The organism is Bacillus sp. 275 (genome assembly GCF_001999205.1).
GTDB classification, from domain to species: domain Bacteria; phylum Bacillota; class Bacilli; order Bacillales; family Bacillaceae; genus Bacillus; species Bacillus velezensis.
In genome coordinates, this window is sequence record NZ_CP019626.1 from 2350314 (window position 1) to 2376558 (window position 26245).

General features: G+C 46.8%; 30 protein-coding genes. 20 read left to right on the plus strand and 10 right to left on the minus strand.

The window, feature by feature from the left end; genetic code table 11:
- The first annotated feature begins 32 nt into the window (after positions 1-32).
- The 7 genes from BZ167_RS11295 (at position 33) to BZ167_RS11325 (ending at position 7330) form a co-directional block, all read left to right on the plus strand.
- Positions 33-1271: an MFS transporter gene (locus BZ167_RS11295; RefSeq protein WP_031378576.1), complete on the plus strand. Its 1239-nt coding sequence runs from the start codon at positions 33-35 to the stop codon at positions 1269-1271.
- 160 nt (positions 1272-1431) lie between these two features.
- The gene (locus BZ167_RS11300) at positions 1432-2046 is read left to right on the plus strand and encodes a bacilysin biosynthesis protein BacA (protein ID WP_015418458.1); all 615 of its coding nucleotides are present in this window, start codon (positions 1432-1434) and stop codon (positions 2044-2046) included.
- Positions 2036-2746 (plus strand): 3-((4R)-4-hydroxycyclohexa-1,5-dien-1-yl)-2-oxopropanoate isomerase, encoded by a 711-nt coding sequence (locus tag BZ167_RS11305; RefSeq protein ID WP_003151000.1) that lies wholly within the window; start codon positions 2036-2038, stop codon positions 2744-2746. The genes BZ167_RS11300 and BZ167_RS11305 overlap by 11 nt, the downstream gene beginning before the upstream one ends.
- Positions 2743-3504, plus strand: coding sequence for a dihydroanticapsin 7-dehydrogenase (gene bacC, locus BZ167_RS11310; protein ID WP_007407673.1), 762 nt, complete (start codon positions 2743-2745; stop codon positions 3502-3504). Before BZ167_RS11305 ends, bacC begins: the two co-directional genes overlap by 4 nt.
- 17 nt (positions 3505-3521) lie before the next feature.
- On the plus strand, positions 3522-4940 hold the full coding sequence (locus tag BZ167_RS11315; RefSeq protein WP_015418457.1) for an alanine--anticapsin ligase: 1419 nt from the start codon (positions 3522-3524) through the stop codon (positions 4938-4940).
- A complete protein-coding gene (locus BZ167_RS11320; protein ID WP_059367586.1) occupies positions 4937-6118 on the plus strand; it encodes a bacilysin exporter BacE in 1182 nt (393 codons plus the stop codon). The genes BZ167_RS11315 and BZ167_RS11320 overlap by 4 nt, the downstream gene beginning before the upstream one ends.
- Before the next feature lie 12 nt (positions 6119-6130).
- On the plus strand, positions 6131-7330 hold the full coding sequence (locus BZ167_RS11325; RefSeq protein ID WP_077392084.1) for a transaminase BacF: 1200 nt from the start codon (positions 6131-6133) through the stop codon (positions 7328-7330).
- A 16-nt stretch (positions 7331-7346) separates the two neighbouring features.
- Here BZ167_RS11325 and BZ167_RS11330 read toward each other — a convergent pair whose 3' ends face one another.
- Positions 7347-8126 carry an NADPH-dependent reductase BacG gene (locus BZ167_RS11330; RefSeq protein ID WP_007407669.1) on the minus strand — a complete coding sequence of 260 codons (780 nt, stop codon included), beginning with the start codon at positions 8124-8126 and terminating at the stop codon, positions 7347-7349.
- 119 nt (positions 8127-8245) lie between these two features.
- Positions 8246-9010 (minus strand): hydrogen peroxide-dependent heme synthase, encoded by a 765-nt coding sequence (hemQ, locus tag BZ167_RS11335; RefSeq protein WP_033574372.1) that lies wholly within the window; start codon positions 9008-9010, stop codon positions 8246-8248.
- Between the two features lie 262 nt (positions 9011-9272).
- Between hemQ and pta the strand changes: the two genes are divergently transcribed.
- Positions 9273-10244, plus strand: a complete 972-nt coding sequence (pta, locus tag BZ167_RS11340) for a phosphate acetyltransferase (RefSeq protein WP_003151012.1) — start codon at positions 9273-9275, stop codon at positions 10242-10244.
- A gap of 37 nt (positions 10245-10281) precedes the next feature.
- Here the strand turns inward: pta and BZ167_RS11345 are convergent, their stop codons facing one another.
- Positions 10282-11259, minus strand: coding sequence for a YeiH family protein (locus BZ167_RS11345; RefSeq protein WP_050515804.1), 978 nt, complete (start codon positions 11257-11259; stop codon positions 10282-10284).
- Positions 11260-11374: 115 nt separating this feature from the next.
- Between BZ167_RS11345 and BZ167_RS11350 the strand changes: the two genes are divergently transcribed.
- The 6 genes from BZ167_RS11350 (at position 11375) to BZ167_RS11375 (ending at position 16080) form a co-directional block, all read left to right on the plus strand.
- Positions 11375-12274 (plus strand): cysJI operon transcriptional regulator CysL, encoded by a 900-nt coding sequence (locus BZ167_RS11350; RefSeq protein ID WP_003151014.1) that lies wholly within the window; start codon positions 11375-11377, stop codon positions 12272-12274.
- A 46-nt stretch (positions 12275-12320) separates the two neighbouring features.
- A complete protein-coding gene (locus BZ167_RS11355) occupies positions 12321-13184 on the plus strand; it encodes an octanoyl-[GcvH]:protein N-octanoyltransferase (protein ID WP_007407665.1) in 864 nt (287 codons plus the stop codon).
- A 151-nt stretch (positions 13185-13335) separates the two neighbouring features.
- Positions 13336-13515 carry a hypothetical protein gene (locus BZ167_RS11360; RefSeq protein ID WP_003151018.1) on the plus strand — a complete coding sequence of 60 codons (180 nt, stop codon included), beginning with the start codon at positions 13336-13338 and terminating at the stop codon, positions 13513-13515.
- A 48-nt stretch (positions 13516-13563) separates the two neighbouring features.
- A complete protein-coding gene (locus BZ167_RS11365; protein ID WP_031378572.1) occupies positions 13564-14487 on the plus strand; it encodes a DUF6895 family protein in 924 nt (307 codons plus the stop codon).
- Entirely contained in the window at positions 14456-15253 is a 798-nt protein-coding gene (locus BZ167_RS11370; RefSeq protein ID WP_020957984.1) for a hypothetical protein, read from the plus strand. Before BZ167_RS11365 ends, BZ167_RS11370 begins: the two co-directional genes overlap by 32 nt.
- On the plus strand, positions 15244-16080 hold the full coding sequence (locus tag BZ167_RS11375; protein ID WP_033574374.1) for a hypothetical protein: 837 nt from the start codon (positions 15244-15246) through the stop codon (positions 16078-16080). The genes BZ167_RS11370 and BZ167_RS11375 overlap by 10 nt, the downstream gene beginning before the upstream one ends.
- Here the strand turns inward: BZ167_RS11375 and BZ167_RS11380 are convergent.
- The 5 genes from BZ167_RS11380 to BZ167_RS11400 form a co-directional block, all read right to left on the minus strand.
- Positions 16070-17023, minus strand: coding sequence for an ABC transporter permease (locus tag BZ167_RS11380; protein WP_012118698.1), 954 nt, complete (start codon positions 17021-17023; stop codon positions 16070-16072). The genes BZ167_RS11375 and BZ167_RS11380 overlap by 11 nt on opposite strands.
- Positions 17020-17940 (minus strand): ATP-binding cassette domain-containing protein, encoded by a 921-nt coding sequence (locus BZ167_RS11385; RefSeq protein ID WP_020957981.1) that lies wholly within the window; start codon positions 17938-17940, stop codon positions 17020-17022. The genes BZ167_RS11380 and BZ167_RS11385 overlap by 4 nt, the downstream gene beginning before the upstream one ends.
- 97 nt (positions 17941-18037) lie before the next feature.
- Positions 18038-18592 (minus strand): HAAS signaling domain-containing protein, encoded by a 555-nt coding sequence (locus tag BZ167_RS11390; RefSeq protein WP_015418448.1) that lies wholly within the window; start codon positions 18590-18592, stop codon positions 18038-18040.
- On the minus strand, positions 18593-18907 hold the full coding sequence (locus tag BZ167_RS11395) for a PadR family transcriptional regulator (protein WP_015418447.1): 315 nt from the start codon (positions 18905-18907) through the stop codon (positions 18593-18595).
- Positions 18908-19167: 260 nt separating this feature from the next.
- Complete coding sequence (locus tag BZ167_RS11400; protein ID WP_012118695.1) at positions 19168-19941, minus strand: RsfA family transcriptional regulator; 774 nt, start codon at positions 19939-19941, stop codon at positions 19168-19170.
- 202 nt (positions 19942-20143) lie between these two features.
- Between BZ167_RS11400 and BZ167_RS11405 the strand changes: the two genes are divergently transcribed.
- The 3 genes from BZ167_RS11405 (at position 20144) to BZ167_RS11415 (ending at position 22369) form a co-directional block, all read left to right on the plus strand.
- On the plus strand, positions 20144-20368 hold the full coding sequence (locus BZ167_RS11405; protein ID WP_003151034.1) for a YuzB family protein: 225 nt from the start codon (positions 20144-20146) through the stop codon (positions 20366-20368).
- 159 nt (positions 20369-20527) lie between these two features.
- On the plus strand, positions 20528-21829 hold the full coding sequence (locus tag BZ167_RS11410) for an HD domain-containing protein (protein ID WP_003151035.1): 1302 nt from the start codon (positions 20528-20530) through the stop codon (positions 21827-21829).
- Positions 21830-21868: 39 nt separating this feature from the next.
- The gene (locus tag BZ167_RS11415; protein ID WP_007407653.1) at positions 21869-22369 is read left to right on the plus strand and encodes a YwgA family protein; all 501 of its coding nucleotides are present in this window, start codon (positions 21869-21871) and stop codon (positions 22367-22369) included.
- 64 nt (positions 22370-22433) lie between these two features.
- Here the strand turns inward: BZ167_RS11415 and BZ167_RS11420 are convergent, their stop codons facing one another.
- Positions 22434-23813, minus strand: coding sequence for an amino acid permease (locus BZ167_RS11420; RefSeq protein ID WP_032865071.1), 1380 nt, complete (start codon positions 23811-23813; stop codon positions 22434-22436).
- A gap of 384 nt (positions 23814-24197) precedes the next feature.
- Here BZ167_RS11420 and BZ167_RS11430 point away from each other — a divergent pair, with 384 nt between their 5' ends.
- Positions 24198-24617, plus strand: coding sequence for a MarR family winged helix-turn-helix transcriptional regulator (locus tag BZ167_RS11430; protein WP_012118692.1), 420 nt, complete (start codon positions 24198-24200; stop codon positions 24615-24617).
- A 37-nt stretch (positions 24618-24654) separates the two neighbouring features.
- Here the strand turns inward: BZ167_RS11430 and BZ167_RS11435 are convergent, their stop codons facing one another.
- A complete protein-coding gene (locus tag BZ167_RS11435; protein ID WP_003151042.1) occupies positions 24655-24843 on the minus strand; it encodes a 2-hydroxymuconate tautomerase in 189 nt (62 codons plus the stop codon).
- Positions 24844-24948: 105 nt separating this feature from the next.
- Between BZ167_RS11435 and BZ167_RS11440 the strand changes: the two genes are divergently transcribed.
- Both BZ167_RS11440 and BZ167_RS11445 read left to right on the plus strand, forming a co-directional pair.
- The gene (locus tag BZ167_RS11440; protein WP_012118691.1) at positions 24949-25608 is read left to right on the plus strand and encodes a site-2 protease family protein; all 660 of its coding nucleotides are present in this window, start codon (positions 24949-24951) and stop codon (positions 25606-25608) included.
- A gap of 12 nt (positions 25609-25620) precedes the next feature.
- Positions 25621-26139: a YwhD family protein gene (locus BZ167_RS11445; RefSeq protein ID WP_015418445.1), complete on the plus strand. Its 519-nt coding sequence runs from the start codon at positions 25621-25623 to the stop codon at positions 26137-26139.
- Positions 26140-26245: the final 106 nt, after the last annotated feature.

Sequence of the window (26245 nt, forward strand, 5' to 3'; positions counted from 1 at the left end):
GAAAAGTTTTACGGAAGAGGTGTTCAAAGAGCATGAACAGCAAACAAACCGATCACATCGAAACGAAACGCCGATTTCCGATCTGTCTCGCGCTTGCTTTGACATTAGGCGTATTTGCCGCCGGTTCTGAAGAGCTGGTGATTTCTCCGCTGCTTCCGGATTTAGCGCGGGCTTTCAGCTCGGATGTCAGTGTGCTGGCGCTTTCCATCAGTCTTTACGGAGTGATGATTTTTATCGGCGCGCCGCTTCTCGTTCCGCTGGGAGATAAATATTCCCGGGAACTCAGCCTGATGACGGGGCTGCTTATATTTACGGCCGGCACGGTGATCTGCGCGCTGGCGCACAATCTCTTTTTCTTCTTTCTGGGCAGGGCGCTTTCCGGGCTTGCGGCGGGTGCGTTTGTGCCGACAGCTTATGCGGTGGTCGGCGACCGTGTGCCTTATGCGTACCGCGGCAAGGTGATGGGTCTGATCGTGTCAAGCTGGTCGCTCGCTTTGATTTTCGGCGTTCCGATCGGCTCTTTTATCGGCGGCGTTTTAAATTGGCGGTGGACGTTTTGGATTTTCGCCCTCATGTCTGTCCTCGTTGCTTCGCTCATTTTCATTGAGGCGCGCCGCAGCACGGCGGATGGGGATAAAACAGAAGAGGAAAACGGACGGCAGGCAGGCACTTTCCGGGATGCGCTGAAGGTGCCCCGTGTCCCTGTATACCTCACGATCACATTTTGCAACATGATCGGTTTTTACGGCATGTATTCCTTTCTCGGCACATATCTTCACCGCGTGCTGCCGGGGGGGAATACAGCTTCAGGGCTGCTGATCATGGTGTACGGAGTCGGTTTTTCCATGAGCGTGTTCACCGGAAAAATCGCAGATAAGGCGGGGAAAATGCGCTCTTTGATCGCGGCATTGGCCGTGATCAGCATATGGCTTTCCTGTCTCGCCTATGCGCCGTCATCAATGCCGTTTTTGGTCATCGGGTTATTCGTCTGGGGATTGATGCAAAGCCTGACGGTGACCTTGCTCAGCACCATTTTAAGTGATTGCTCACAGAGCCGCCGGGGCAAAATCATGGCATTTTACAGCCTGGCGTCCAATTTGGCCGTCACCTTGGGTTCTGCTGTCATGGGTCCGGTCTATGTCGGATACGGATATGCAGCTGTCGGATTTATCTGTGCGGCCGTCACCCTCATCGGCTTTGTCTTCAGCGTTTTCGCATACAGAAGGTATGGGAAATATGAGCATCAGGCCGACCAATCATTGTATCGGTAAAATAAAGTTTCTATAATTTTGTAAATGTTAATTTTAACACCTTATATTTTAAGGTGTTTTCTAATATATAGGAATAATTATCAATATTTTCAAATAATATTGACAGCTTGAACGTCTATGGATAATATTTACTTAAAATTTAACAGATTGGTTGGTGCTCATGATTATATTGGATAATAGCATTCAAACGAAAAGCAAGGCTTATTCAATATCTAAACTGATTACGATCAACACGCTCGGTCCTGAAGGGACAAGCAGTGAGTACGCAGCAAAAAACTTCATCACCAATTTTACCCTTCTCCAAGGGGTGAACAGCAAATTATCACTGCATGATACATTTGAATCGTGCATTGAAAAAACGCTTCAAAGTCCGCTGGAATACACAATTGTGCCTCACGCGTATGACGGCATTAAGCACTTCTACATGAGACCGGATCTGCAGCTTCTGCAAATTTTCAGGTGCGACACCCCGATGTACGGCCTGGCTGTCCGGCCCGGTTTTGAATATACGGATGACATGCTTGATCAGACTGTCATCGTATCCCACCCGTCTCCTATCAATTTGATTAAGTATTTTACCCGTAAAGATGTCACGTTTGATCTGGTGAACTCAACGAGCGCAGCCGCGAAAAGAGTGAAGGACGGTTTGTCCGACATCGCGCTGACAAATGAGCTGGCCAGACAAAAGTACGGCCTTCACTTTGTCAAAACATTTAAAAGCATTCCCATGAGCTGGTCATTATTCGGAAAAGGAGAGATTCATGATGAAAACTGAACAAGATTTGCAGGAACTTTATTTCCCGACGCCTAAATTAATAGAATGGGATAACGGAGTAAGACAATATTCGTCCGTCAGAGGAGATACGGAAGTTCTGCTTTCTTACGTTCCGCCGCATACAAACGTGGAACCGCATCAGCATAAGGAAGTCCAAATCGGCCTTGTCGTTTCCGGGGAGCTGTCCATGACTGTCGGAGATGTCACAAGAAAGATGACAGCGCTGGAATCAGCCTATATCGCGCCTCCTAATGTGCCTCACGGCGCAAGAAATGAGACGGATCAAGAAGTGATCGCCATTGATATTAAACGCCTGAAAGCCGGTGAAACCTACACAAGCCCTGAAGATTATTTTTTGAATATTTTTAAAACGAGAGACTTATTGCCCGGTATGGAAGTCACGTTCTTCGTGGAAGACTGGGTGGAAATCATGCTTGCCAACATTCCGGGCAACGGGGGAGAAATGCCGTTCCATAAACACCGCAATGAACAAATCGGCATCTGCATCGGCGGCGGCTATGATATGACCATTGAAGGCTGCAAAGTGGATATGACATTCGGCACAGCTTATTTCTGCGATCCGAGAGAAGATCACGGCGCCATCAACAGATTTGAAAAAGATTCAAAATCAGTCAATATCTTTTTCCCTCCGCGCTATAACAGAGCAAAAGCGAAAAAATTAGAGGCGAAAGAGTCATGAACCTGACGGATAAAACCGTCCTCATCACAGGGGGCGCATCAGGCATCGGTTATGCCGCGGTTCAGGCGTTTCTGAATCAGCAGGCGAATGTGGTCGTCGCGGATATTGATGAGGCGCAGGGAGAAGCGATGATCAGGAAAGAAAACAATGACAGGCTGCATTTTGTGCAGACGGATATTACAGATGAGCCGGCATGTCAAAACGCCATCCGGTCAGCGGCGGACAAGTTCGGCGGATTGGACGTGTTAATCAATAACGCCGGCATCGAAATTGTCGCGCCGATTCATGAGATGGAGCTGAGCGATTGGAACAAGGTGCTCAACGTCAATCTGACGGGCATGTTTCTTATGAGCAAGCACGCGCTCAAGTATATGCTCAAAAGCGGCAAGGGCAATATCATTAACACGTGCTCCGTCGGAGGAGTCGTTGCATGGCCCGACATTCCCGCATATAACGCCTCTAAAGGCGGCGTATTGCAGCTGACGCGTTCGATGGCCGTCGATTACGCCAAACACAACATCCGCGTCAATTGCGTGTGCCCGGGAATCATTGACACACCTTTGAATGAAAAGTCGTTCCTTGAAAACAACGAAGGCACGCTTGAAGAAATCAAAAAAGAAAAAGCGAAAGTCAATCCGCTGCTGAGACTCGGCAAGCCTGAAGAAATAGCGAACGTCATGCTGTTTCTCGCGTCGGATTTATCAAGCTATATGACCGGAAGCGCGATCACCGCAGACGGTGGATACACCGCACAATAGAGAAGGAGTGTTTACATATGGAGAGAAAAACAGTATTGGTTATCGCTGACCTTGGGGGATGCCCGCCGCATATGTTTTACAAAAGCGCAGCCGAAAAATACAACCTCGTCAGCTTTATTCCGAGACCTTTTGCAATTACAGCCTCTCATGCGGCATTAATTGAAAAATACTCGGTCGCGGTCATAAAAGATAAAGACTATTTTAAGAGTCTGGCTGATTTTGAGCATCCCGATTCGATTTACTGGGCTCATGAAGATCATGACAAACCTGAGGAAGAAGTCGTCGAAGAAATCGTCAAGGTGGCCGGCATGTTCGCGGTTGACGCCATTACGACCAACAATGAACTGTTTATCGCTCCGATGGCAAAAGCGTGTGAACGTCTCGGCCTGCGGGGAGCGGGCGTACAGGCCGCTGAAAATGCCAGAGATAAAAACAAAATGAGAGCCGCCTTCAACCGGGCCGGCGTCAAGTCTATCAAAAACAAACGGGTGACGACGCTGGAAGATTTCCGCGCCGCGCTTCAGGAAATCGGAACGCCGCTCATTCTGAAGCCTACATATCTGGCGAGCTCCATCGGCGTGACGCTCATCAAAGAGATGGAAACGGCAGAAGCCGAATTTAACAGAGTCAATGAATACCTGAAGTCGATCAACGTACCGAAAGCGGTCACGTTTGAAGCGCCGTTTATCGCGGAAGAATTTTTGCAGGGCGAGTATGACGACTGGTACGAAACAAGCGGTTATTCCGACTATATCAGCATAGAAGGCATCATGGCCGACGGAGAATACTTCCCTGTCGCAATTCATGATAAAACACCGCAAATCGGATTCACGGAGACATCGCATATTACGCCGTCCATCCTGGATGATGACGCGAAGCGGAAAATCGTCGAAGCAGCCAAAAAGGCGAATGAAGGACTCGGCCTCGAAAACTGCGCAACCCATACAGAGATTAAATTAATGAAAAACCGGGAAGCCGGACTGATTGAATCAGCGGCACGATTTGCGGGCTGGAACATGATTCCGAATATTAAAAAGGTCTTCGGCGTCGATATGGCGCAGCTGTTATTGGATGTTCTCTGTTTCGGAAAAGAAGCCGATCTGCCGAAAGGATTATTGGAGCAGGAGCCATGCTATGTCGCCGACTGCCACTTGTATCCTCAGCATTTCAAAGAAAACGGCCAGCTGCCTGAGACGGCTGTCGATTTCGTCATTAAAAGCATTGACATTCCGGACGGCGTCTTAAAGGGAGACACCGAAATCGTTTCTTTCTCGGCGGCCGAGGCGGGTACATCCGTGGATCTGCGGCTGTTCGAAGCGTTCAACAGCATTGCGGCGTTCGAGCTGAAAGGAAGCAATTCGGGTGACGTGGCCGAATCAATCAAACAAATTCAGCAGCAGGCGAAGCTGACTGCAAAGTATGCGTTACCGGTATGAAACAGCTGAAACCGAACTCTAAGTATTTGCTTTTCGGGCAGGCGCTTTCGTTTATGGGAGACTATTGCGTTCTCCCGGCTCTGCTCATTTTGTCTACATACTATCACGACTACTGGGTGACGTCCGGCGTCATCGCGGTCCGCAGTATTCCGATGGTGTTTCAGCCGTTTTTAGGCGTGCTCGTGGACCGGCTCGACAGGGTGAAAATCATGCTGTGGACGGATGTGATCAGAGGTGTCATCTTTTTGGGGCTGACATTTCTCCCGAAAGGCGAATATCCGCTGCTTTTTCTGGCGCTGCTGTTTGTTTCTTACGGAAGCGGCGTGTTTTTTAACCCGGCACGTCTCGCGGTCATGTCGTCTTTAGAAGCGGATATTAAAAATATCAACACTTTGTTTGCAAAAGCCACGACGATTTCGATTATTGTCGGCGCTGCAGCCGGCGGACTTTTTCTGTTAGGCGGTTCTGTGGAGCTTGCCGTCGCGTTTAACGGGGTGACCTATCTTGTCTCCGCGTTTTTCATCAGCCGCATTAAGCTTCAATACGTGCCGATTCAGTCAGAAAACGTGAGAGAAGCTTTTCAGTCGTTTAAAGAAGGCCTGAAGGAAATCAAAACAAATGCTTTTGTGTTAAACGCCATGTTCACGATGATTACGATGGCGCTTTTGTGGGGTGTCGTCTACAGCTATTTCCCGATTGTCAGCCGCTTTTTAGGGGACGGTGAAATCGGCAATTTCGTCCTGACGTTCTGTATCGGCTTCGGCGGCTTTATCGGCGCCGCTCTTGTCAGCAAATGGGGCTTTAACAACAATAAAGGGCTGATGTATTTTACAGTGTTATCGATCGTCTCGCTTGCGCTGTTTTTGTTTACCCCGATTTTCGCCGTGTCAGTCATTGCCGCCATTCTTTTCTTTATCGCAATGGAATACGGTGAAGTGCTGGCGAAGGTCAAAGTTCAGGAGAACGCGGCGAACCAGATTCAGGGCCGGATTTTTTCGGTGGCGGAGGCCTCCATCGGATTGTGCATCGCCGTCGGTTCCATGCTGATCAACATTGTAGACGCGGCAGTCATCATGGCGTTTATCGTCCTTTTGGTCAGCGGGCTGTTTCTGCATACAAAACTGGTCAATAAATCCTTTTCAGAACGGAATAACGAATCAGAGCAAATTCATTTATAAGGAGCCTTTCAGATGGAAATCATACCGTCCGACGTCATCAAGACACTTCCGAAACAGGAATTTTCGCTCGTTTTTCAAAAGGTAAAAGAGATGGAGAAAACGGGAGCCCAGATCATTAACCTCGGGCAGGGGAATCCCGATCTCCCCACACCGCCGCATATCGTTGAAACATTGCGGGAGGCTGCGCTGAATCCTGCGTATCACGGATACGGCCCGTTCAGAGGCTATCCGTTTCTGAAAGGAGCCATCGCGGAATTTTATGAGAGAGAGTACGGGGTATCGGTCAATCCGGAGACAGAAGTCGCGCTGTTCGGCGGAGGGAAAGCTGGTTTGTACGTTTTGACGCAATGCCTGCTGAATCCCGGCGATATCGCTTTAGTCCCGAACCCCGGCTACCCTGAGTATTTATCGGGCATTACAATGGCCAGAGCGGAGCTGCATGAGATGCCGCTTCATCCGGAAAACGGCTATCTGCCGGATTTTGAGCGGATTGATCCCGCCGTCCTGAAAAAAGCCAAGCTGATGTTTTTGAATTACCCGAATAACCCGACGGGCGCGACTGCAGATCAGGCGTTTTATGAAAAAGCGGCTGCGTTTGCAAAAAAACATGACATCCACCTTATTCACGATTTTGCATACGGCGCGTTCGAATTTGATCAGAACCCGGCCAGCTTTCTTCAGGCGAAAGAAGCGAAAACGGTCGGCGCGGAGCTTTATTCATTTTCGAAAACCTTCAATATGGCAGGCTGGAGAATGGCATTTGCCGTGGGGAATGAGAAAATCATTCAGGCGGTCAATGAGTTTCAGGATCACGTCTTCGTCGGCATGTTCGGCGGTCTTCAGCAGGCGGCAGCGGCGGCGCTGTCAGGAAATCCTGAGCATACGGAGCGTCTGAAGCGCACATATAAAGAACGGATTGACTTTTTCACGGCGTTATGTGAAAAGGAATTAGGCTGGAGCATTGAAAAACCGAAAGGGACTTTTTATGTATGGGCTGAAATTCCGAATGAATTCGAGTCTTCACACCAGTTTTCGGACTATCTGCTGGAGCATGCCCATGTTGTCGTGACGCCCGGCGAGATTTTCGGCAGCGGCGGAAAGCGTTATGTCAGAATATCAATGGTGGCCAAGCAGGGCGATTTAAGGGAATTCGTGCTGCGGATTCAAAAGCTCGGTTTGTCCTTTCCTTCATTACAAGAAACATCCCGCTGAGAGCGGGATGTTTTTATTATATGCTTTTCATGCTGCCGCCGTCGGCTGATACTTGCTGTCCGGTAATATAGGAGGCTTCTTCAGAGGCAAGAAAGGCAGCCAGCGCCGCGGTTTCTTCCGCAGTTCCGACACGCTTCATCGGGACGCCTGAGGCAATCCGTTCTTCCGCTTCCGCTTTAGAAATGCCGTTTTGCTTCATGACATTCTTCACGAATTGGTGATAACGGTCTGTGGCGATAAACCCGGGATTCAGACAGTTGACAGTAATGTGAAAAGGCGCAAGCTGAATGGCGATGTTTTTGCTGGCATTAATTAAAGCGGCGTTCATCATGCTGTTGGTAAACATATTGGCGCCGGGTTCTTTCCATAGGTTTCCGACGATATTAATGATTCTGCCGAATTCGTGCTGCTTCATGATTGCTGCGGCCGTTTTCATAGAGTCGATATAGGCGATTGTTTTATTCGTAAAGGTATTTGTCATATCCTCTATATCGCAGTTTTCAAAGGTATCCGGCGAGCCGCCCGGAATGTTGTTGATCAATACATCAAGCCGTCCGCATTGTGATCTGATCTCTTCAAAAATGCCGGCTCTTGTCTTCTGGTCCGACATATCCCCGGCCAGAACGGTGACGCCCGCATCCGGATGTTTGGCGAGGATCTCTTCTTTTACCGATTCGATATTTTCGGGAACTCGTGAATTAATGACGGTATGAAAGCCATTGTCCGCCAGTTTCAGAGCGATCGCTTTGCCGATCCCCTGACTGGCTCCCATAATAAATGCGGTTCGTTTTGACAACTGTCTGCACCCCTTTACCAAAATGGAATCTCCTTTACATCGTAAAAAAAAATGATAAAAATAGCAAATTTTAATTAAATTCTGACAAAGAAAAAACCCGCCGGACAGGCGGGTGGTTATTACACGTGCAAAAACTTCGGAAGCGTGTCGAGAGACAAGCGGTTTCCGACAAAAAATGAACCGAATTCGCCGTAGCGCGCGCTGACTTCATCAAAGCGCATTTCGTAAACAAGTTTTTTGAACTGAAGCACATCATCGCTGAAGAGCGTGACGCCCCATTCGTAATCGTCAAAACCGACAGATCCCGTGATAATCTGTTTGACTTTGCCGGCATAGCTCCGTCCGATCAAGCCGTGGCTTCTCATCAGGTTTCTGCGTTCATCCATAGAAAGCATGTACCAGTTGTCATTGCCGTTTCTTCTTTTATCCATCGGATAGAAGCAGACGTATTTCGCTTCCGGCAGCTCAGGATACAGGCGGGCGCGGACATGCGGATTTTCATACGGATCGCCTTCTCCGCTTGCGAGGTAGTTGCTCAGCTCAACCACGGACACGTAAGAATAAGCCGGGATTGTAAATTCAGCAAGCTTTGATTTGTTAAATTCAAGCTCGATTTCGTTCAGCTCTTCCATTGTCGGGCGAAGAATCATCAGCATAAAATCAGCTTTCTGTCCGACGATGCTGTAGATCGTTTGCGAGCCTTTGCCTTCTTTTTGGGCGACGCCCCATTTTTCAAGCAGTCCCGTAAATTCGTGAATAATCGACAGGCGCTCATCGCTGGATAACATCTTCCATGACGTCCAGTCCATTGTGCGGAAATCGTGAAGCGCGTACCAGCCGTCAAGCGTTTGGGCGGCTTCGTTCGTTTTTTGCTGCTCACTCATGTATCTTCACTCCTATATCTTTTCATTACATTGATGCCTTCACTATATCACAGTTTAACCGTTTCGGCTGTGGAGAAACCTTGAATAATCCGAAGCCTTGTGTCAGAAACTAAGCCGTGAAACAAACCGTCAATTAAATTAGTTAGAAAAATAAGATTTCTTTTTGAAAGCGCTATAATAGAAGTTGGTTATTTGAATTTAGCTGGAAGAAGAGTATGCTGTAAAAGTAAGCGTTTTTTGTCAACATAGAGGAGGGTATATCGTGGCAGATTTATTTACAAAAGTACAAGAAAAAGTCGCAGGAAAAGATGTGAAAATCGTATTTCCTGAAGGGTTGGACGAACGTATCCTGGTTGCGGTCAACAACTTGGCGGGCAACAAGGTATTAAAGCCGATCGTAGTCGGCAATAAAGAAGACATTCAAGCAAAAGCGAAAGAATTAAATCTTACGCTTGACGGCGTGGACATTTTTGACCCGCATACATATGAAGGCATGGAAGAACTCGTTCAGGCTTTCGTAGAACGCCGCAAAGGCAAAGCGACGGAAGAACAGGCCCGCAAAGCTTTGCTGGACGAAAACTATTTCGGCACAATGCTTGTGTACAAAGGTCTCGCAGACGGACTTGTCAGCGGAGCTGCACATTCTACTGCTGATACGGTGCGCCCTGCACTGCAAATCATCAAAACAAAAGAAGGCGTGAAAAAAACATCAGGCGTCTTCATCATGGCCCGCGGTGACGAGCAGTATGTGTTCGCTGATTGCGCGATCAACATTGCTCCTGACAGCCAGGACCTTGCCGAAATCGCCATTGAAAGCGCCAATACGGCTCAAATGTTTGACATTGACCCGCGCGTTGCCATGCTCAGCTTCTCTACAAAAGGATCGGCGAAATCAGACGAGACGGACAAAGTGGCTGAAGCCGTGAAAATTGCGAAGGAAAAAGCGCCTGAGCTTACGCTTGACGGCGAATTCCAATTCGACGCTGCATTTGTGCCGTCTGTCGCGGAGAAAAAAGCGCCGGACTCCGACATTAAAGGAGACGCGAATGTATTTGTATTCCCAAGCCTTGAAGCAGGAAACATCGGCTACAAAATCGCTCAGCGCTTAGGCGGCTTTGAAGCGGTCGGACCGATTCTGCAAGGATTAAATATGCCTGTAAACGATCTTTCCAGAGGATGTAATGCGGAAGACGTCTACAATCTTGCGTTAATTACGGCTGCTCAAGCGCTGTAATCCGCAAAAGCCGGCCTTTACGAGGGCCGGCATTTTTTTATAGAAAGAACGTCACTGCGGCCCAGCCGAACAGGGACAAACAGAGAGAACCGATCAAGCCTGCTGCGAGCGCCCGCCAGCCGTTATGACGAAACGCCGATATATGGACTTTCAAACCGAGACCCGCCATCGCCATGCCGATGAAAACATAAGACACTTGAACAAGAAACGCGGAAAACGAAGCTGAAATAACGCCTGATGTATGGATGGCGCTCATTCCGAGAAATCCGAAGATAAACCAAGGGATGGGGAGCGAAGCGGCAGAAGCCGTCTTTGACTTTCCGCTGCGGCGCGCCCGCATTCCGAGCATGAATGCGGCCGGGACGAGCAGCGCGACCCGGGTCAGTTTGACGATCACCGCCATCTCGACGGCTGCTTTTCCTCCGGCGCTGCCGGCCGCCGCCGCATGCGCCACCTCGTGAAGCGTTGCCCCGCAAAAGGCTCCGTAAGCCGCAGGAGAAAAGCCCAATCCATGATAAGCAAGAGAATATACAACAGTAAAAACGGTTCCTAATAACGAAACGGCGGCCGCGCTGATGGCGGCTGCATTTTCATTTGATCTGATCTGCGGCGCGATCGCGGCAATGGCAGCCGCTCCGCAGATCGCTGTGCCGCAGGCTGTCAGCGTGCTGAGTGTCTGATCTATACGGAACAGCCGGGACAGTCCGTATACAACGGCACCCGCAAACATCATACAGCAGACGGCAATTGCAAATACGTGCCAGCCCGCATGATAGATATCCGCCAGATTCAGTCTCATACCAAGCAGGATGATGCCTGCTTTCAGCAAGTATTTGCTTGAGAACGCGATCCCCGGCTCTAATGCCGCCCGCTGTCCGAATACGGCGCGCCAAAGCATGCCGATCAGCATGGCAAGGACAAGCATCCCGAGCATATGCAAAAACGGCAGGCGGCTGACATAGAAAGCCGCAAACGCAATTCCTGCGGTAACTGAAACACCTTTTACCATCTTCATCTCAGTCACTTCCCATTATCTTGATAACTCCACTTTACTGCGGTCTCAATCATTAGTAAAATATATTTATATGATCTAAACGATTAGGAAAAATAATGATTAGGGGCGATGCTTTTTGTATTATGGGGAACTGAAAACATTCATTGCCGTCGTGGAAGAAAAAAACTTTACAAAGGCGGCGCAGAAGCTGATGATTTCTCAGCCGAGCGTCAGCCTTCACATTAAAAACCTGGAGAAAGAATTTCAAACCGCCTTGCTGAACCGCTCTCCGAAGCACTTTACGACTACGCCGACGGGGGACATTCTCTATCAGCGCGCCAAGCAGATGGTCTTTTTGTACGAACAGGCGAAATCCGAAATTTACGCCCATCATCATTATGTCAAAGGGAAGCTAAAAATCGCCGCGAGCTTTACCATCGGCGAATATATTCTGCCGCCGCTTCTCGCAAAGCTTCATGACGAGTATCCCGAGCTGAATCTGGACGTCATGATCGGAAACACGGAGGAGGTCAGCGAAGCGGTTCGGATGCTTCAAGCCGATATCGGATTAATTGAAGGGCATACGGGGAAAAACGAGCTCGACATTCAGCCGTTTATGGAGGATGAATTGTGCATTGCCGCACCGAACGGACACCCGCTCGCCGGCAGAAAAAACATCCCGGCTGCCGAATTGCAAAATCAAGCGTGGGTGACGAGGGAGAAGGGTTCGGGAACGAGGGAATATTTAGACCACGTGCTTCAATCAAACGGACTGCGGCCGAAATCCATGATGACGATCAGCAGCAACCAGGGCGTCAAAGAAGCCGTGATCAGCGGAATGGGTCTTTCCGTACTGTCAAAAAGCGTGCTGCAAAAGGATCTGCTTCACGGCAGCATTTCCGTGCTTGAGATAAAAGGATTCTCCTTAAAACGGAAACTGTCTATCATCCAATCTTCCATTATGGAGAACACAAAAAACAAAGAAATCTTCATCGCTCTTTTGAAAAGCCAATTTCAATCATCACAAGCGGAGTGATATAATAAATGCATGGAAAGCCTATGACGGAAGGGATTTAATATAGATGGGAAAGCAACCGATTGATTTACTGATGCAGCCGAGCTGGAGAATCATTGACCAATCCAGCCTCGGCCCTTATTTTGATGCGAAGCAGTCATTCGCAATGGATGATACGCTGTGCGCCTCCGTAGGCAAAGGGGAATCGCCTGCGACGGCACGCTCTTGGGTGCACCACCGGACGATCGTGCTCGGCATTCAGGACACGCGCCTGCCGTTTTTAGAGGACGGCGTGAAATTGCTGGAGGACGAAGGCTACCGTGTCATTGTCCGCAATTCCGGAGGCCTCGCCGTCGTACTGGACGAAGGCGTATTGAATATCTCGCTTATTTTTGAAGACGAGAAAAAAGGCATCGACATCGACAGAGGCTACGAGGCGATGACAGAGCTGGTGCGGCGGATGCTGCGTCCGCACCATGCCGAAATTGAAGCATATGAAATTAAAGGATCGTACTGTCCGGGCAGCTATGATCTCAGCATCGGCGGACGAAAATTCGCGGGAATCTCACAAAGACGCCTGCGGGGCGGAACCGCGGTTCAGATTTACCTCTGCGCCGATAAAAGCGGAAGCGAACGCGCCGATCTGATCAGACGTTTCTATCAAGCCGCTTTAAAAGACAAAAGCAACGATACAAAAGGCGTATATCCCGATATCCGGCCCGAAACGATGGCTTCATTAAGCGAATTGCTGCAAACGGACATTACCGTGCAGGACTTAATGCTGGCGCTTTTGACTGAACTGAAGGAACTCAGCGGACGCCTGTATGCAGCCGGATTATCGCCGGAAGAGGAAATGGTATTTGAAAAAAATCTGACCCGAATGCTGGAACGGAATGAGAAGGTGTTCGGCACGCAGGAAAGCTTGGACTAAGTCCGGGCTTTTTTGTTTTTGGTAATTATATACTATTTAGTTATAGTGAAAAAGAATCGTTATATCAAAACTAGTTTACATTATATACCTTATTTGATTAATATATTTATGTAGGTTCCAAATAATTCTATAAACTGAAGGAGATGGAGATATGAACTTTAAAAAAATAAAAGAAGAAAAAAGAATCACGATCCCGACACATTTGTTAGCCGGAGATGCGGAACAATCAGGCAATTCTTTCGCTTGGAGCGGCTGGGTGCTTGTAGTGCCGAGCCAAGAAGACAATCAAAACCCGAATTTGAATTTCTCTGATTTAGCCGCTCAAAAGTAGGATAATCACTGTTTGGAGCCTACACATCTGAGACGAGGCGGTGAGAGTGTGACACAAGAGTATATAAGAGAAATTAAGCGGGGAGCACTGTCATGGATTGTTAAAAATATCCATTATTTTGATATGAATCATAAAGTAGCGAATGATTTCAGGTGGCGCCTTAAAACATTTATAGAACTCATTTTTCTTACCAATTACCTGATCAGAAATCAGGCAGATGATAAGGAAGTTGCTGTTTTAACGGAGTTTATTACAGAAAGGCTCCGTAATGATCAGCTTGAAGAATTTATTCATTTTGATCCGGACGGTCTCGCCGGATTGGCTATTGCGGGTGAATTTCTTACCTTGACTGATCACCCGTCACGGGCTTCGGTGATATGGGAGCTGGAAAAATTCACGGCAGCGCGTTTTGATTGCAGCCTTGCTAAAGTTCCCTTTCGGAAAATGGATCTGAAGTACAGTCTGCAAAGAGCAGGCGTAACCTCGGAAATAACGGATTTTTCTGACTTATATCACTGCACAGCAGCTGGTCAGGATATCCCAAATACATATATGACGGATCATGATGCGTACAGCATCACTCATACGATTTTTTATATAACAGACATGGGATGTTCTTCGCTTACGGATAAAGAGTATCATCTGCCGTCCTTAAAAGAAAAGGTCCTGAAATTTCTCGGGATCTATATCTGTCTTGAGAATTTAGATATTACCAGTGAATTATTAATGTGCAGCTCTTTTTTACATATCAACATGGATAAGGACAACCATAAACCGCTCTATGAAGCAGCCTGGAATAAAATCTATCAGGGCCGAATGAAAGAGGGGAATGTCCCGAGCATCACCTATCAACATAAACCCGGTTTGACAGGTGAACAGCGAAGAGAAGATGTGTTCAAACATTGCTATCATACAACACTTGTCGCCGCTGGTGCCGCGCATGCCTGTCTTAGAGCAGAAAGGAACGATTAACTTGAATAGATTAGCTGAAGAGACAGATCAATTTTTATTATCTTTTGCTGAACAATCGCTTCCGGATCAAAAGAGCATTCAGCTGTTTGCCGGCTTCTGCAAGTACTACAGGAAGACGAGCCATTCTTCCGCTGTAAAAGAACATACTGAAAGGATTGCCTCCGCTTTCGTTGATAAGTCATGCTGGGAAGATCTGTTTCACTGTAACACGGCCATTGTCAATGAGTTGATTCATATCTATTTAACGGCAAAAGCTTATAAAAAGAAGCAGGGAATGGATTCGGATGATCAGGTCATACGTCACGGATTGCAAAACGGCTATCTTATAAAAAAAGAATGGCCTTATTTTAAATACGCCGAATTCGTCGGTTTGCTGAGCGAGCTGGGAATGTCAACTGACCATGAAAAAGTGCGCTTTTACAAGAATTCGATGTTTCAGCCTTTGCTCCATGACGCATGGAAAAGAACAGCTGAAAACGAGCTGGAGTTTGTCGAGTACTGTCTTCTTCATTTGAATGAGGGAGAGCATCTGCTTCATCCCGGCTTGAAGGCGTCCATTCAAAAATGGCTTGTGTTTTGTCTCGGCAGCCGAAAAATGAAACAGCTGTGCAATATGTTATTTATCCAATCGTGTATCGATCCATTTTTTTATGGCTGTCAAGCGGCTCTTCATCATATAAATAACGAGAATCCATCTATTCATTGTGCTCCGGCTCTTCTGCCGGCGATTGAGATTCTGAATCTGGAGTGTGGAACATGCAGATAGTCAAGGAACATTTTCATATAAAAAAAACAGAAGAATGGCTGCTGGGTTTTTGGAAGAACATTCAGCTGCAGCCGGAAGAAATGGAAGCAGATGATCTCATGCACCTGTTTTGCGGTTTAGCGGCATGTCATCGTTTTGAAAGCAGAAAGGATACAGAAGAAGTTATTCTATTCCTAGACCGTTATTTCGGAGAAAAAACACACGAATGCCATCCGGTCCTGTTCGCGTATGCGTATCATGTGTACCGCAGGATAGATGCCGCAAAAAGCATCTTTTTTCATAACGGACTTGAACAAATAGTCCGCGGTTTACAAGAGGAACTGAAATCAGAGCCCTCCTCTATGATCCTCATGGTGTTAGGGGCTTATTTTGGGGCGGTGACTCCGGAAGAACTGATCGTGTTCTTAGAAACCGGGATGAAACGTGAGGCCGATTTGCTCATGGCACCGGGCAGCATCCAGCAAGAGCAGGCGGATGCCCTTTATGCCGTCACTTATTTGCAAATGAATGAATTGCAGCCTTTTCTCACGGAATGGTACAAAACATCAGACTTTGCTTTTTCAGGTTTAATGTTAGCCGAGTGCAGAAAGTATCACATTGACGCCGTTGCAAAATACACTGCCATTATGAAATTTCTCCGATTCGATGAGGCGCTTTTTATACGGGAAGGGCGGGAATTTCTACGCTTTCAGCAGCGAAGCAGCGGGAGCTTCGGTTATTTGAATCCATTAGCGATGGATCGAGGGGCGGTCAGCGGCAAATTGCTGGACCGGCAGTATTTCCTGCCGTCCGCTCATTATGCCGCCGCCTCTCTGTCTATGCTGTAATGTCTCTCTTTTGAAAGACGGAAAAAGAAATCAATAAACAAATAAGAAAGTAGATCGCTATAACCGTCATGGAATAGGGGATGTTTAACGTTGAAATCGCATCACCCGCGCTTTTATTTACATAAGCAACGAGGTTTAAATGCGGAAAGAGCGTAAATTTATACCACGTAAATTGGGCAAGCAAATCAGTTCCGCCCAATATACTGCCGGCAAACAGCAGTAAAATCGATAAGCAAAGGGAGAGCGCCTGGCTTTTGCACAATACTGACAAAGTGAACGCAATGGTGACAATGCTAATAATTGATATGAAACGCAAAAGCAGAATGATTCCGGATGCTTTTATTGAACTGATGGTATACAGACTGTCATTTAAATGAGTATAGACGAGCGGATATGAAGCATTGGAAAAACCGAATAACACGCCGCCGATCAGCAAACAGCTCACACAGTAAAATAAGTAAATCATACCGGTAAACAGAAGGGAGGCCAGAAATTTCGATGTTAAAATCCGCCATCTTCGGTTCGGGCTTGTAGCGATAAATTTAATCGTCCCAAGGGCAAACTCTTTAGAAACAACCCCGCTGACGGTTAAAATCGCGGTCAAGCTGACGAAAATCTCAAGCCCGTTTGAAGTAACCGTGCCGAAAAACCTCCAGCCGTTCCATTCATAAGGGTTGATGTTATGCTCCAAATAATAGTCTTTATTCTTAACATCAGCAGAATAATAAACGCCTGTCGTTTCAGCGGGTTTATCAATTTCTTCCTGTTTTTTTTCGGCGAGAAGCCGTTCTTTCCAATTGTTATCCGAGGAAGCATCTAACTCATGATTCATAATAAGGCCGGCCAGCAAAACGATGAGAAACAGGAAAAAAAGAGATAAAAGTGTGCCTTTTTTTCGGGTTATTTTTATGAATTCGTTCTGCGCCAGATGAAATATGCTCATACCGCGTCCTCCTGATCTGTAATCATCATGTATTTCTCTTCCAATGACAAAGTTCTTGCAGAAACGCGGGAAATCAGAATCTCTTTCTCTGCCAAAGATTTAATGACATACGGGATGGTATCTTCTTCCGCTTCCAATTCAATGATGCGGCTGTCTTTTTGCTGTACTTGAAGAATACCGTCCTGCTCTAATATTTCTTTCGCCCTTGCCGGATGATCGACCGTGACGGTAAACAGCTTTTTCTGACCAAGGTCATGTCTGTTCTTCATGTCTTCAATTCCTAAAATCCGTCCCTTTTTAATATAGGCAACCCTATCGCAAATCTCCTCCATTTCCGACAATAAATGGCTTGATAATAAAATGGAAACCCCTTGCTTCGCTAAATCGGAAAGAATGGTGCGCAATTCTTTCATTCCTTTAGGATCGAGGCCGTTCATCGGTTCATCCAGAATTAATAATCCGGGATTGTGAAGAAGAGAATAAGCGAGCCCCAAGCGCTGTTTCATGCCTAATGAGAAATGTTTCACTTTTTTGCGGGCAGCCTGCTCTAGTCCGACTTTTGCAAGGGTATTCATAAGGTCATCCGTTCGCAGCGAGGTGCTGCGCAGTTTAGTAAAATATTTTAGGTTTTGCAAAGCGGTCATATTCGGATACATATCCGGGCCTTCAATGATAACCCCGATATGTCTCATAAAATATTCAAAGTCGCTGTCCGGTCTGCCTCTGAATGAAATGGCTCCTTCTGTTTTTTTAATAAGCTGTACGATCATTCTGAAAATAGTGGTTTTTCCTGAGCCGTTCGGCCCTAAAAGGCCGAATATCTCGCCTTTTCTCACATCGAAAGAAATTGACTGTACAATAGGGGTATGATTGATTGTTTTGGAGACATCTTTTAATATCAGGGCTGGTTCAGTCATGATATTTGCACACCTTCCTTATGATTTAGGGTAAAAGCCGTCAAAACCGAAGAACATGCTTCCGATCAGGCCGGCAGCGATTAAAATGAGAGCAATGCTATACCACATTTTTCGATTCAATGGTTTCCCTCCTTACAACGCTGACATTCCATTTGAAATAGCGCAAAAAGATGCGGAATATCAGTTTCGAAAGATCAAATCCGGCCATAAACACCGCCATACCCGCTCCAAGAACCATACACCCGTTAAAAATGGCTGTTATAATCGGCACTTTTACAAGGAGAAAGAATGATCCGGTCATCAGCATCAGGCCGATCGCCATCAAACTTAACACCGCAACAGAGGCAAAAAGAAACGGTGTCAGCATAAACATGAAGTTGAACATGCCCATCCCCAGCATCAGGCCGAATGCTTTGAAAAAGGAGCGCCATGTTTTCTGCTCCTCGGCATCACTGATGAAAATATCCGCTTTTAAGGCGCGCGCAAGTGTTTTGGGATTTCCTAAATTGCCGGCGATTTGTTCATCGCTTTTTCCTTCAGCGCCGCCCATTTGGAATATTTCGCCGATATCGGCGAGTATCTCTTTTTGCTCAAGTTCCGGCAGATCTTTTATTTCCCGCCGGAGATGTTTTAAATATTGGTCTTTACACATTCATTTTCCCTCCTTAATGATGCTGTTCACTTTTTCGGACAGGTCAAGCCATTCCGATTTTAATGTGTGATGATATAAGGCGCCTTCTTCTGTTACTTTGTAATATTTGCGTGACGGGCCTTGATCGGAAGCTGCTGTATACGTTTTTAAATAGTTGTTTTTTGTAAGTCTTCGTAATATGGGGTAGATGGTGCCCTCCGATACAGGGAACGTTTCACTTATGATCTTGATTAATTCATAACCATATAAATCTTCATAAAGAAGCAGGGACAACACACAAAGTTCCAACGCTCCTTTTCGTAATTGGCTACTCATTTACTATCATTCCCATCATATCTAATAATTGTATTCTCTATACAGTGTATTGCACAGTAGCTAATCGATCAATAATTCCCAAGAACCATTTGGGGTGAGGAATTGAATCTTTATGCTTATGTGCGGGCGGGGACCGAGATGCGCAGCCCTTGCGGGAAGAAGGCCTCCTGAACAATGTTTACATTAATATAGATCAGGATGCGCGTCATTGACAAATGGTAAAAACCCCTTTTTCCATGACAAGGAAAGGGGTTTTTTCGTTATTCGGCCATTTTTTCTAAATTGCCGTTCCGGTCCATTTTAAAGGACGGAGAGGCATGTTCGTCGTCTTCAAATAAAACTAGTTTTCTGGCTCTGTTCATAATTTTCACCAAGGTTTCGTAGTCTTCCTGAATGGTTTTTTGATCTTTTTCAAGCTTTTCGACGGCCGCTTCCAGCTGCTCGGTTTTAGACTGAAGTTCTTGGTTTTCCCGTTTTAAACGGTCATTTTCCATTTGCAGGGCGGAAGTTTGCTTTCCGCTTCCTTCATAGCTCTGCAGAAATTGAATGACGTCTGCCATTGTAAGCTCCGCCTTTTGGCTCGGCTGCTGAGGCGCCAGCAAATGTGATAAACTAGCTAACTCTTCCTTGAAGCTTTCATCGACATAAGGCATATGTTCGCCGGACATGACGGCTTGCCGATCCTCTTTTGGCGCTTCCGTTTGAACCGTCTCTTCGGCTGCGGTTTCCTGCATGATGTCCGCATCCGGCGCAGGCGGCTGATATAATAGTTTCTTCTTTGCCGGCTGGCCGTTTCCGAGCGCGCGCATCCGCTGTTTGCGCTGTTTTTTGGCGAGCTGAAGCGCTTTTTCGTATTGATGGCGGACGACGGCATTCCATCTGAAACCGCACGCTGCCGACGTTCTGTTTAATTTATCGCCTACCTCTTCAAAGGCGTTCAGCTGCGTGCTTCCTTCCCGGACGTGCCGGAGCACGGTTTCCGCAAGCAGCAGGTCATTTTCCTCCGACCAGGCGTCCTGTCTTTGTTTTGTCAATGTTCTCAACCCCCAATATCTTTGATGGTATTAGAATGTCCAGATTGGAAAATATTTATACAAATTGGCTGAAAGAATGAGAGATACGCAGAGCCTTGCAGGATAAGATGAATCCTTGTACAATGAGATGTGATGTGATTTTTTTCGTTTTTAAAATTAAGATTTAACATAGAGGAACATTGAATGAAGGGAAGCGTACATCATGGCTAATGAATTCCGAGTGTGTGATGATTGCCAGGCCACCAATATTAAGACATTGCTGCCGCGTTTGAAAGAAGCTGACCCGGATGCAAAAGTGGAGGTCGGATGTCAGTCATATTGCGGGCCCGGACGCAAAAAATCGTTTGCTTTCGTAAACAACCGCCCGCTGTCGGCGCCGACTGAGGATGAGCTGATTGAGAAAGTGAAAAAGAAGATCAAAAAGTAAATGTGTATTTTACGACAGCCTCGCCCGATGGGTCAGGCTTTTTTGCTTCAAAAAATCAATGACGGAAAACTGGAACAAAACGCCGGACAAATTCAAGGATGTTTTCAAATTACAGAGCCGATATAATAGAATCACGGCTAAAAAAAAGAGGGAATGACGATGGCGTATCCAAACGGAAAATTATCAGAAGAAAAAGTGTTTAAAGATCCCGTTCACCGCTATGTTCATGTGCGGGACAAGCTGATCTGGGATTTGATCGGCACCCGTGAATTTCAGCGGCTGCGCCGGATCAAACAGCTCGGTACGACGTATTTGACGTTTCACGGCGCGGAACACAGCCGTTTTAACCATTCTCTCGGCGTCTATGAGATTGTCAGACGAATGGTTGATGATGTTTTTAAAGGGCGTCCTGAATGGGATGACAATGAACGCGAACTCTGTCTCAGCGCCGCGCTTTTGCACGATTTGGGACATGGGCCGTTTTCGCATTCCTTTGAAAAGGTTTTTCATCTGGATCATGAAGACTATACGAGGGAAATCATTCTCGGCGACACCGAGGTGAATCAGGTTCTCAGAAAGGCGGGACCGGGATTTCCGCAGGATGTTGCCGAAGTCATTGCCAAAACATACAAAAACAAACAGGTGGTCAGCCTGATTTCGAGCCAGATTGACGCCGACAGGATGGATTACCTTCAGCGGGACGCATACTATACGGGCGTCAGCTACGGACATTTTGATATGGAACGGATTTTAAGGGTGATGCGTCCGCGAGAGGACCAAATCGTCATTAAGCAAAGCGGCATGCACGCCGTCGAAGACTATATTATGAGCCGCTATCAAATGTACTGGCAGGTGTATTTTCATCCCGTGACGAGAAGCGCTGAAGTCATATTGACGAAAATTCTCCACCGTGCGAAGCAGCTCCATGAAGAAGGGTATATATTCACTCATGCTCCCGTTCATTTTTATTCCATTTTTGAAGGGAAGCTGACGCTTGCGGATTATCTGAAGCTTGATGAAGCCATCATTTTATATTATTTCCAGGCTTGGGAAGAAGAAGAGGACCCGATTCTGTCCGACTTGTGCCGCCGCTTCATTAACCGCCAGCTGTTTCAATATGCCGAATTTAACCCCAATGAGGAAATGTCGGCTTATTTTGAACTGACCGCTCTGTTTAAAGAGGCGGGAATTGATCCCAATTACTATTTAGTGGTCGATTCTTCATCGGATCTGCCGTATGATTTTTACCGGCCGGGTGAAGAGGAGGAGCGTCTGCCGATTCACCTGTTAACGCAGAACGGCCAGATCAAAGAGCTGTCCAGGCAGTCCGCCATTGTCGAATCCATTTCGGGCAAACGCCGGACGGACCATAAGCTCTACTATCCGATGGACCTCATTTGTGACGATTCAGAAAACCCTGAAGCAAAATTAAAAATCCGGCAGCTGCTGGGACTGACATAGAAGGATTTTGGTAAAGAAGGAAAAGGAGATGTCGGGAATTTGTTGAAAGAACATGCAAAACTGATGAAGGTGTTCTCGGATTCTGGAGAAATCATCGGGCGGAAAAAGCTGCAGAAAATCATTTATATCGCGAAGAAAATGCAGTATCCTTTCTACGAAAAATATGATTTTCATTTTTACGGCCCGTATTCCGAAGAACTGACGCTTCGAATTGAAGAGCTGTGCAATCTTGGGTTTCTGGATGAGGTGAAGGAAAAAAAGGGCGGCTACTTTCAATACCGGTACTCGCTGACGGAGACGGGAGCCGAGTTTTTACATCATGCGGAGCTTACGATGCCGGATATGAAGAAGTACATCGACAGCGTCAACAGCCGCTCATCCCGGTTTTTGGAGCTGGTGTCTACGATTTTGTATTTTGACGGCCTTGAAGCTGAGGAAAAGAAAGAGAAAGTGTTTACGATAAAAAGCAAACAGAAATATACGGATGAAGAATATGATGAGGCGCTTCACTACATAGAAGAGCTGAAACACATTTGTTAAAGGCGATGGCTTTCGTCTTTTTTGATGAAAAAACCAGGCCGCGATAAAGCGGGCCTGGTTTTGTTTATTGTCTCAATTTGCTGTGCTTGTACGAATATAAAAAGTAAACGATGACGCCGATGATCAGCCAGACGGCAAAATAAAGCCACGTTTTCAGCGGCAGATTGACCATTAAAAACAAACAGCAGATAATGGCCAAAATCGGCAGAACGGGTACAAAAGGCACTTTAAATCCCCGCGGCAGATCCTTATGGGTGCGGCGCAGAATCAGCACGGACAGACTGACCATGGCAAATGTCAATAGCGCGCCGATGTTTGAGAGATCCGACAGCTCTTTCAGATCTACAAAACCCGCGATGCAGGCGCTGATCAGTCCGATCAGCCACGTATTAAAGATCGGCGCTCCCGATTTCTTTCCGACAATGGTAAAGACTTTCGGCAGCATTCCGTCTCTTGCCATCGCAAAAGATATACGGGTCGCCGCATAGGTATGGGCGAGAACGACGGCCATCAGTCCGATCACCGCACCGGCAGCGATAACGCCCGCCACAGCGTTTTGTCCGACAGACTGCAACACATAAGACATGGCTTCCGGCACATTAAGCTGTGAATACGGAACCATCCCCGTCATGACGAGACAGACGATGACGTATACCAATGTACAGATCACCAGTGAACCGATAATACCGATCGGCAGGTTGCGCTGCGGTTTTTTGACTTCTTCAGCCGAAGCGGAAATCGCGTCAAATCCGAGAAACGCAAAAAAGACGGCAGAAGCCCCCGTAATGACGCCTTTGATTCCAAAAGGCATAAAAGGATGCCAATTGCCCGGCTTTACAAAAAAGCTTCCTGTGATGATAAACAGCAAAACAATTCCGATTTTTACGAGAACCATTATATTATTAAAGGTTTTGCTCTCTTTAGAGCCGCGTGACAGAACGACGGCAATTAATAGAGTAATGATGATGGCAGGAAGGTTGACGATGCCCCCCTGGCTCGGCACGTGCAGCAGACTGTCCGGCAAAGGCATGCCGATTTCGGCTAACAGATTATTAAAATAACTTGACCAGCCGCTTGCCACCGCCGACGCCGTCACCATATAAACGGATAAGAGCGTCCAGCCCATTAAATGGCCGACAATTTCTCCCATGGTAGTGTAAGAGTAAATATAGGCACTTCCGTAAACTGGGAGAACAGAAGCGATTTCGGCGTAACATAATGCTGCAAGGCTGCAGACAACGGCTGCAATGATAAAAGAAAAGATTACGGAAGGCCCGGCGTTTTTCGCGGCCGTAATGCCTGTAAGAACCATGACGCCCGTCCCGATGACGGCGCCGATGCCCAGTAATGTTAAATCAAATCCACCCATCGTTTTGGCAGTCTGCCTGTTTCTGCTTTGTTCAAGCAGCTGGGTGATGTCTTTTTTTTGTAGGATATTCCGCAACACGCATCCCTCCATCCAAAAGTAAAAGCCAAGAGGGCCTCTTTGGCTTTTACCCGTGTCACATCTTCTGTGTAATCGACAATCCTGTGTTCTGTTTCCCCGTCTGTTCCGTTTCTTTTCCAGTCATATTGTCTGCCGCATCCGATCAGATTATCCTTTCCGTCAAACGCAGTCACCCTTAATGATTTTACCTGAATCATGTCTATAAAACCAGCATTGCATAAAATGGATGGGTAAAAAAGCAGGAGATAATAGTCTGTATAGGGCAGGATAAAAGTTGTGGGCTTTCCGGCGGGAATTTTGACTTTCTCCGTAAGGTATCAGTAAAATGTAATAAAAAACAAACAATGATGATGGATGCATCTTGAAATGGGGAGTTTCTGCATGAAGCACGATATATTGCAAGCAAATGTACTGGATTACGCGCTCACGAAATATTTAAAGAGCACGAAAAAGCTTGATGAGGCGACAATTCCGAAGAGTATAAACAATATCAGAGGATTTATTCTCAGGATTATTTACCGACATGGCACGTGCACGATTAAAGATATATTGCAGGAAGTCACATTATCGCCTTCAGCCACGACAACCGCTCTGAATCACTTAGAAAAAGAGGGTTTCGTGGAAAGGTCGAGAAATAACGAAGACCGACGCACGGTATGGATGACGCTTTCCGAATCGGGAAAAATGGCGGCCATGCAAATGATTGAAAACCGGCAGATGCTCATTGACGAGCTGTTCGAGGCATTAACAGAAGAAGAAAAGAATACCTTTTTCAGCCTCGTTGAAAAAGTAATGAAATAAGCCGGCCTGACATAGCAGCGCCGGCCGTTATCAAGGATTACTCCGTATCGCTGATCCGTTTGCCGGCGACGGCGTAATGATCCTTTCTCATTTCTTCAATCATGACAATGATCTTTTCTTCGGCTGCGCCTGTCGTTTCTTTTACGGCTTCTGTCACTTTTTCAACCAGATTCCGTTTTTGTTCATCTGTGCGGCCTTCAAGCATTTTAACGGTTACGAGCGGCATGGTGCTGATCCTCCTTTATCGTTTCCTCTCTTTGGAAGAGAGGTCACTTATAGTATACTGAATGAAGGACAATCTTGCATTTTTTAAAAAAGGGGATTTTTACATTTGGACAGATTTTTATATTATCCGCTGGAGCTTATGCCCTATGTCGTGATTACGCTGATTGTGGCATTTACGATGCATGAACTGGCGCACGCGTATGTCGCGTATCGGTTCGGAGACGATACCGCGGCGAGACAGGGCAGATTAACGCTCAATCCGATTAAACATCTTGATGTTTTCGGAACGATTCTAATTTTGGTCGCGGGTTTCGGCTGGGCCCGTCCGGTGCCGGTGAACCGCCGCGCCTTTAAAAGACCGCGGCTGGCGGGAGTGCTGGTTTCCGTCGCCGGGCCTGTAAGCAACCTGCTTCTTGCCTTTATCGGTTTCTTTTTGCTAGTGTTGATGCATGCTTACGGAATGGAGCTGCTTTCTGCATTCAGCATGGGGCTTGACCGCTTTTTCTCTATTTGGATTCAGCTGAATCTCGCGCTGTGTTTATTCAACCTGCTGCCGCTTCCTCCGCTTGACGGCTACCGGATTATTGAGGATCTCGTGCCGCCGGGGGTGCGCGCCAAAATGACTCAGTTTGAGAGCTACGGGATTATCGTGTTTCTCGTGCTGTTTGTGACACCGGTCGGCTCCTATGTCGTGTGGCCGCTGTTAAGCGAGGGGAGAGACTGGATTCTCAAGGTATTTGCCATTATATTTCAACCGCTTTTGTAGGAGGGTATTTTCATGGAAGAAAAAAAGAAGAAAACAATCGGATTTAATATTATTAAAAGTGATCCGACCGACGGACATGGCGGTTTTGGCGCCGGGGCGCTGAGCCTTGACAATATTTCTCCGGTATTTGTCGATGTGGAAGAGAAGGAAGCCTTCGTTGACATCGGCGCCATGCATGCCCGCAGTGTCGTTGAAAAAGGCATCAAATTCCTGCCGAACAAAGATGAAGTGCCGAACGGAAAACCGTACTGGCTCGTGTGGGTCACCATCGACAGAAAAGAAGAAGGCCCTTATTACGCGGGTGTGACGGCTTGTGAAATGACCGTGGACAGAAGTATCCGCAGAGGCTATAAGTCATTGCCGGAGCATGTGAATTTAATGGATAAATCAATGAAACGCTGCATTATCGTGGACAAAATGGACGCCAGCTCAAAGCAGGTGCTTGCTGAATATCTGCAGAAGCATGACCAAGGGCTCTGGGAACGTTCATCCGATGAATTGAAAACAGGTCTGCTTCCGGAAGAAAAATAATTTGTGAACTTTTTGTGAACTTTATAAATATTTGCACTATTTTGCAATTGTACTGAGTAAACTGTTGATACAGAATCAGGACATGGAAAGTCCCGAGCCGAACCAA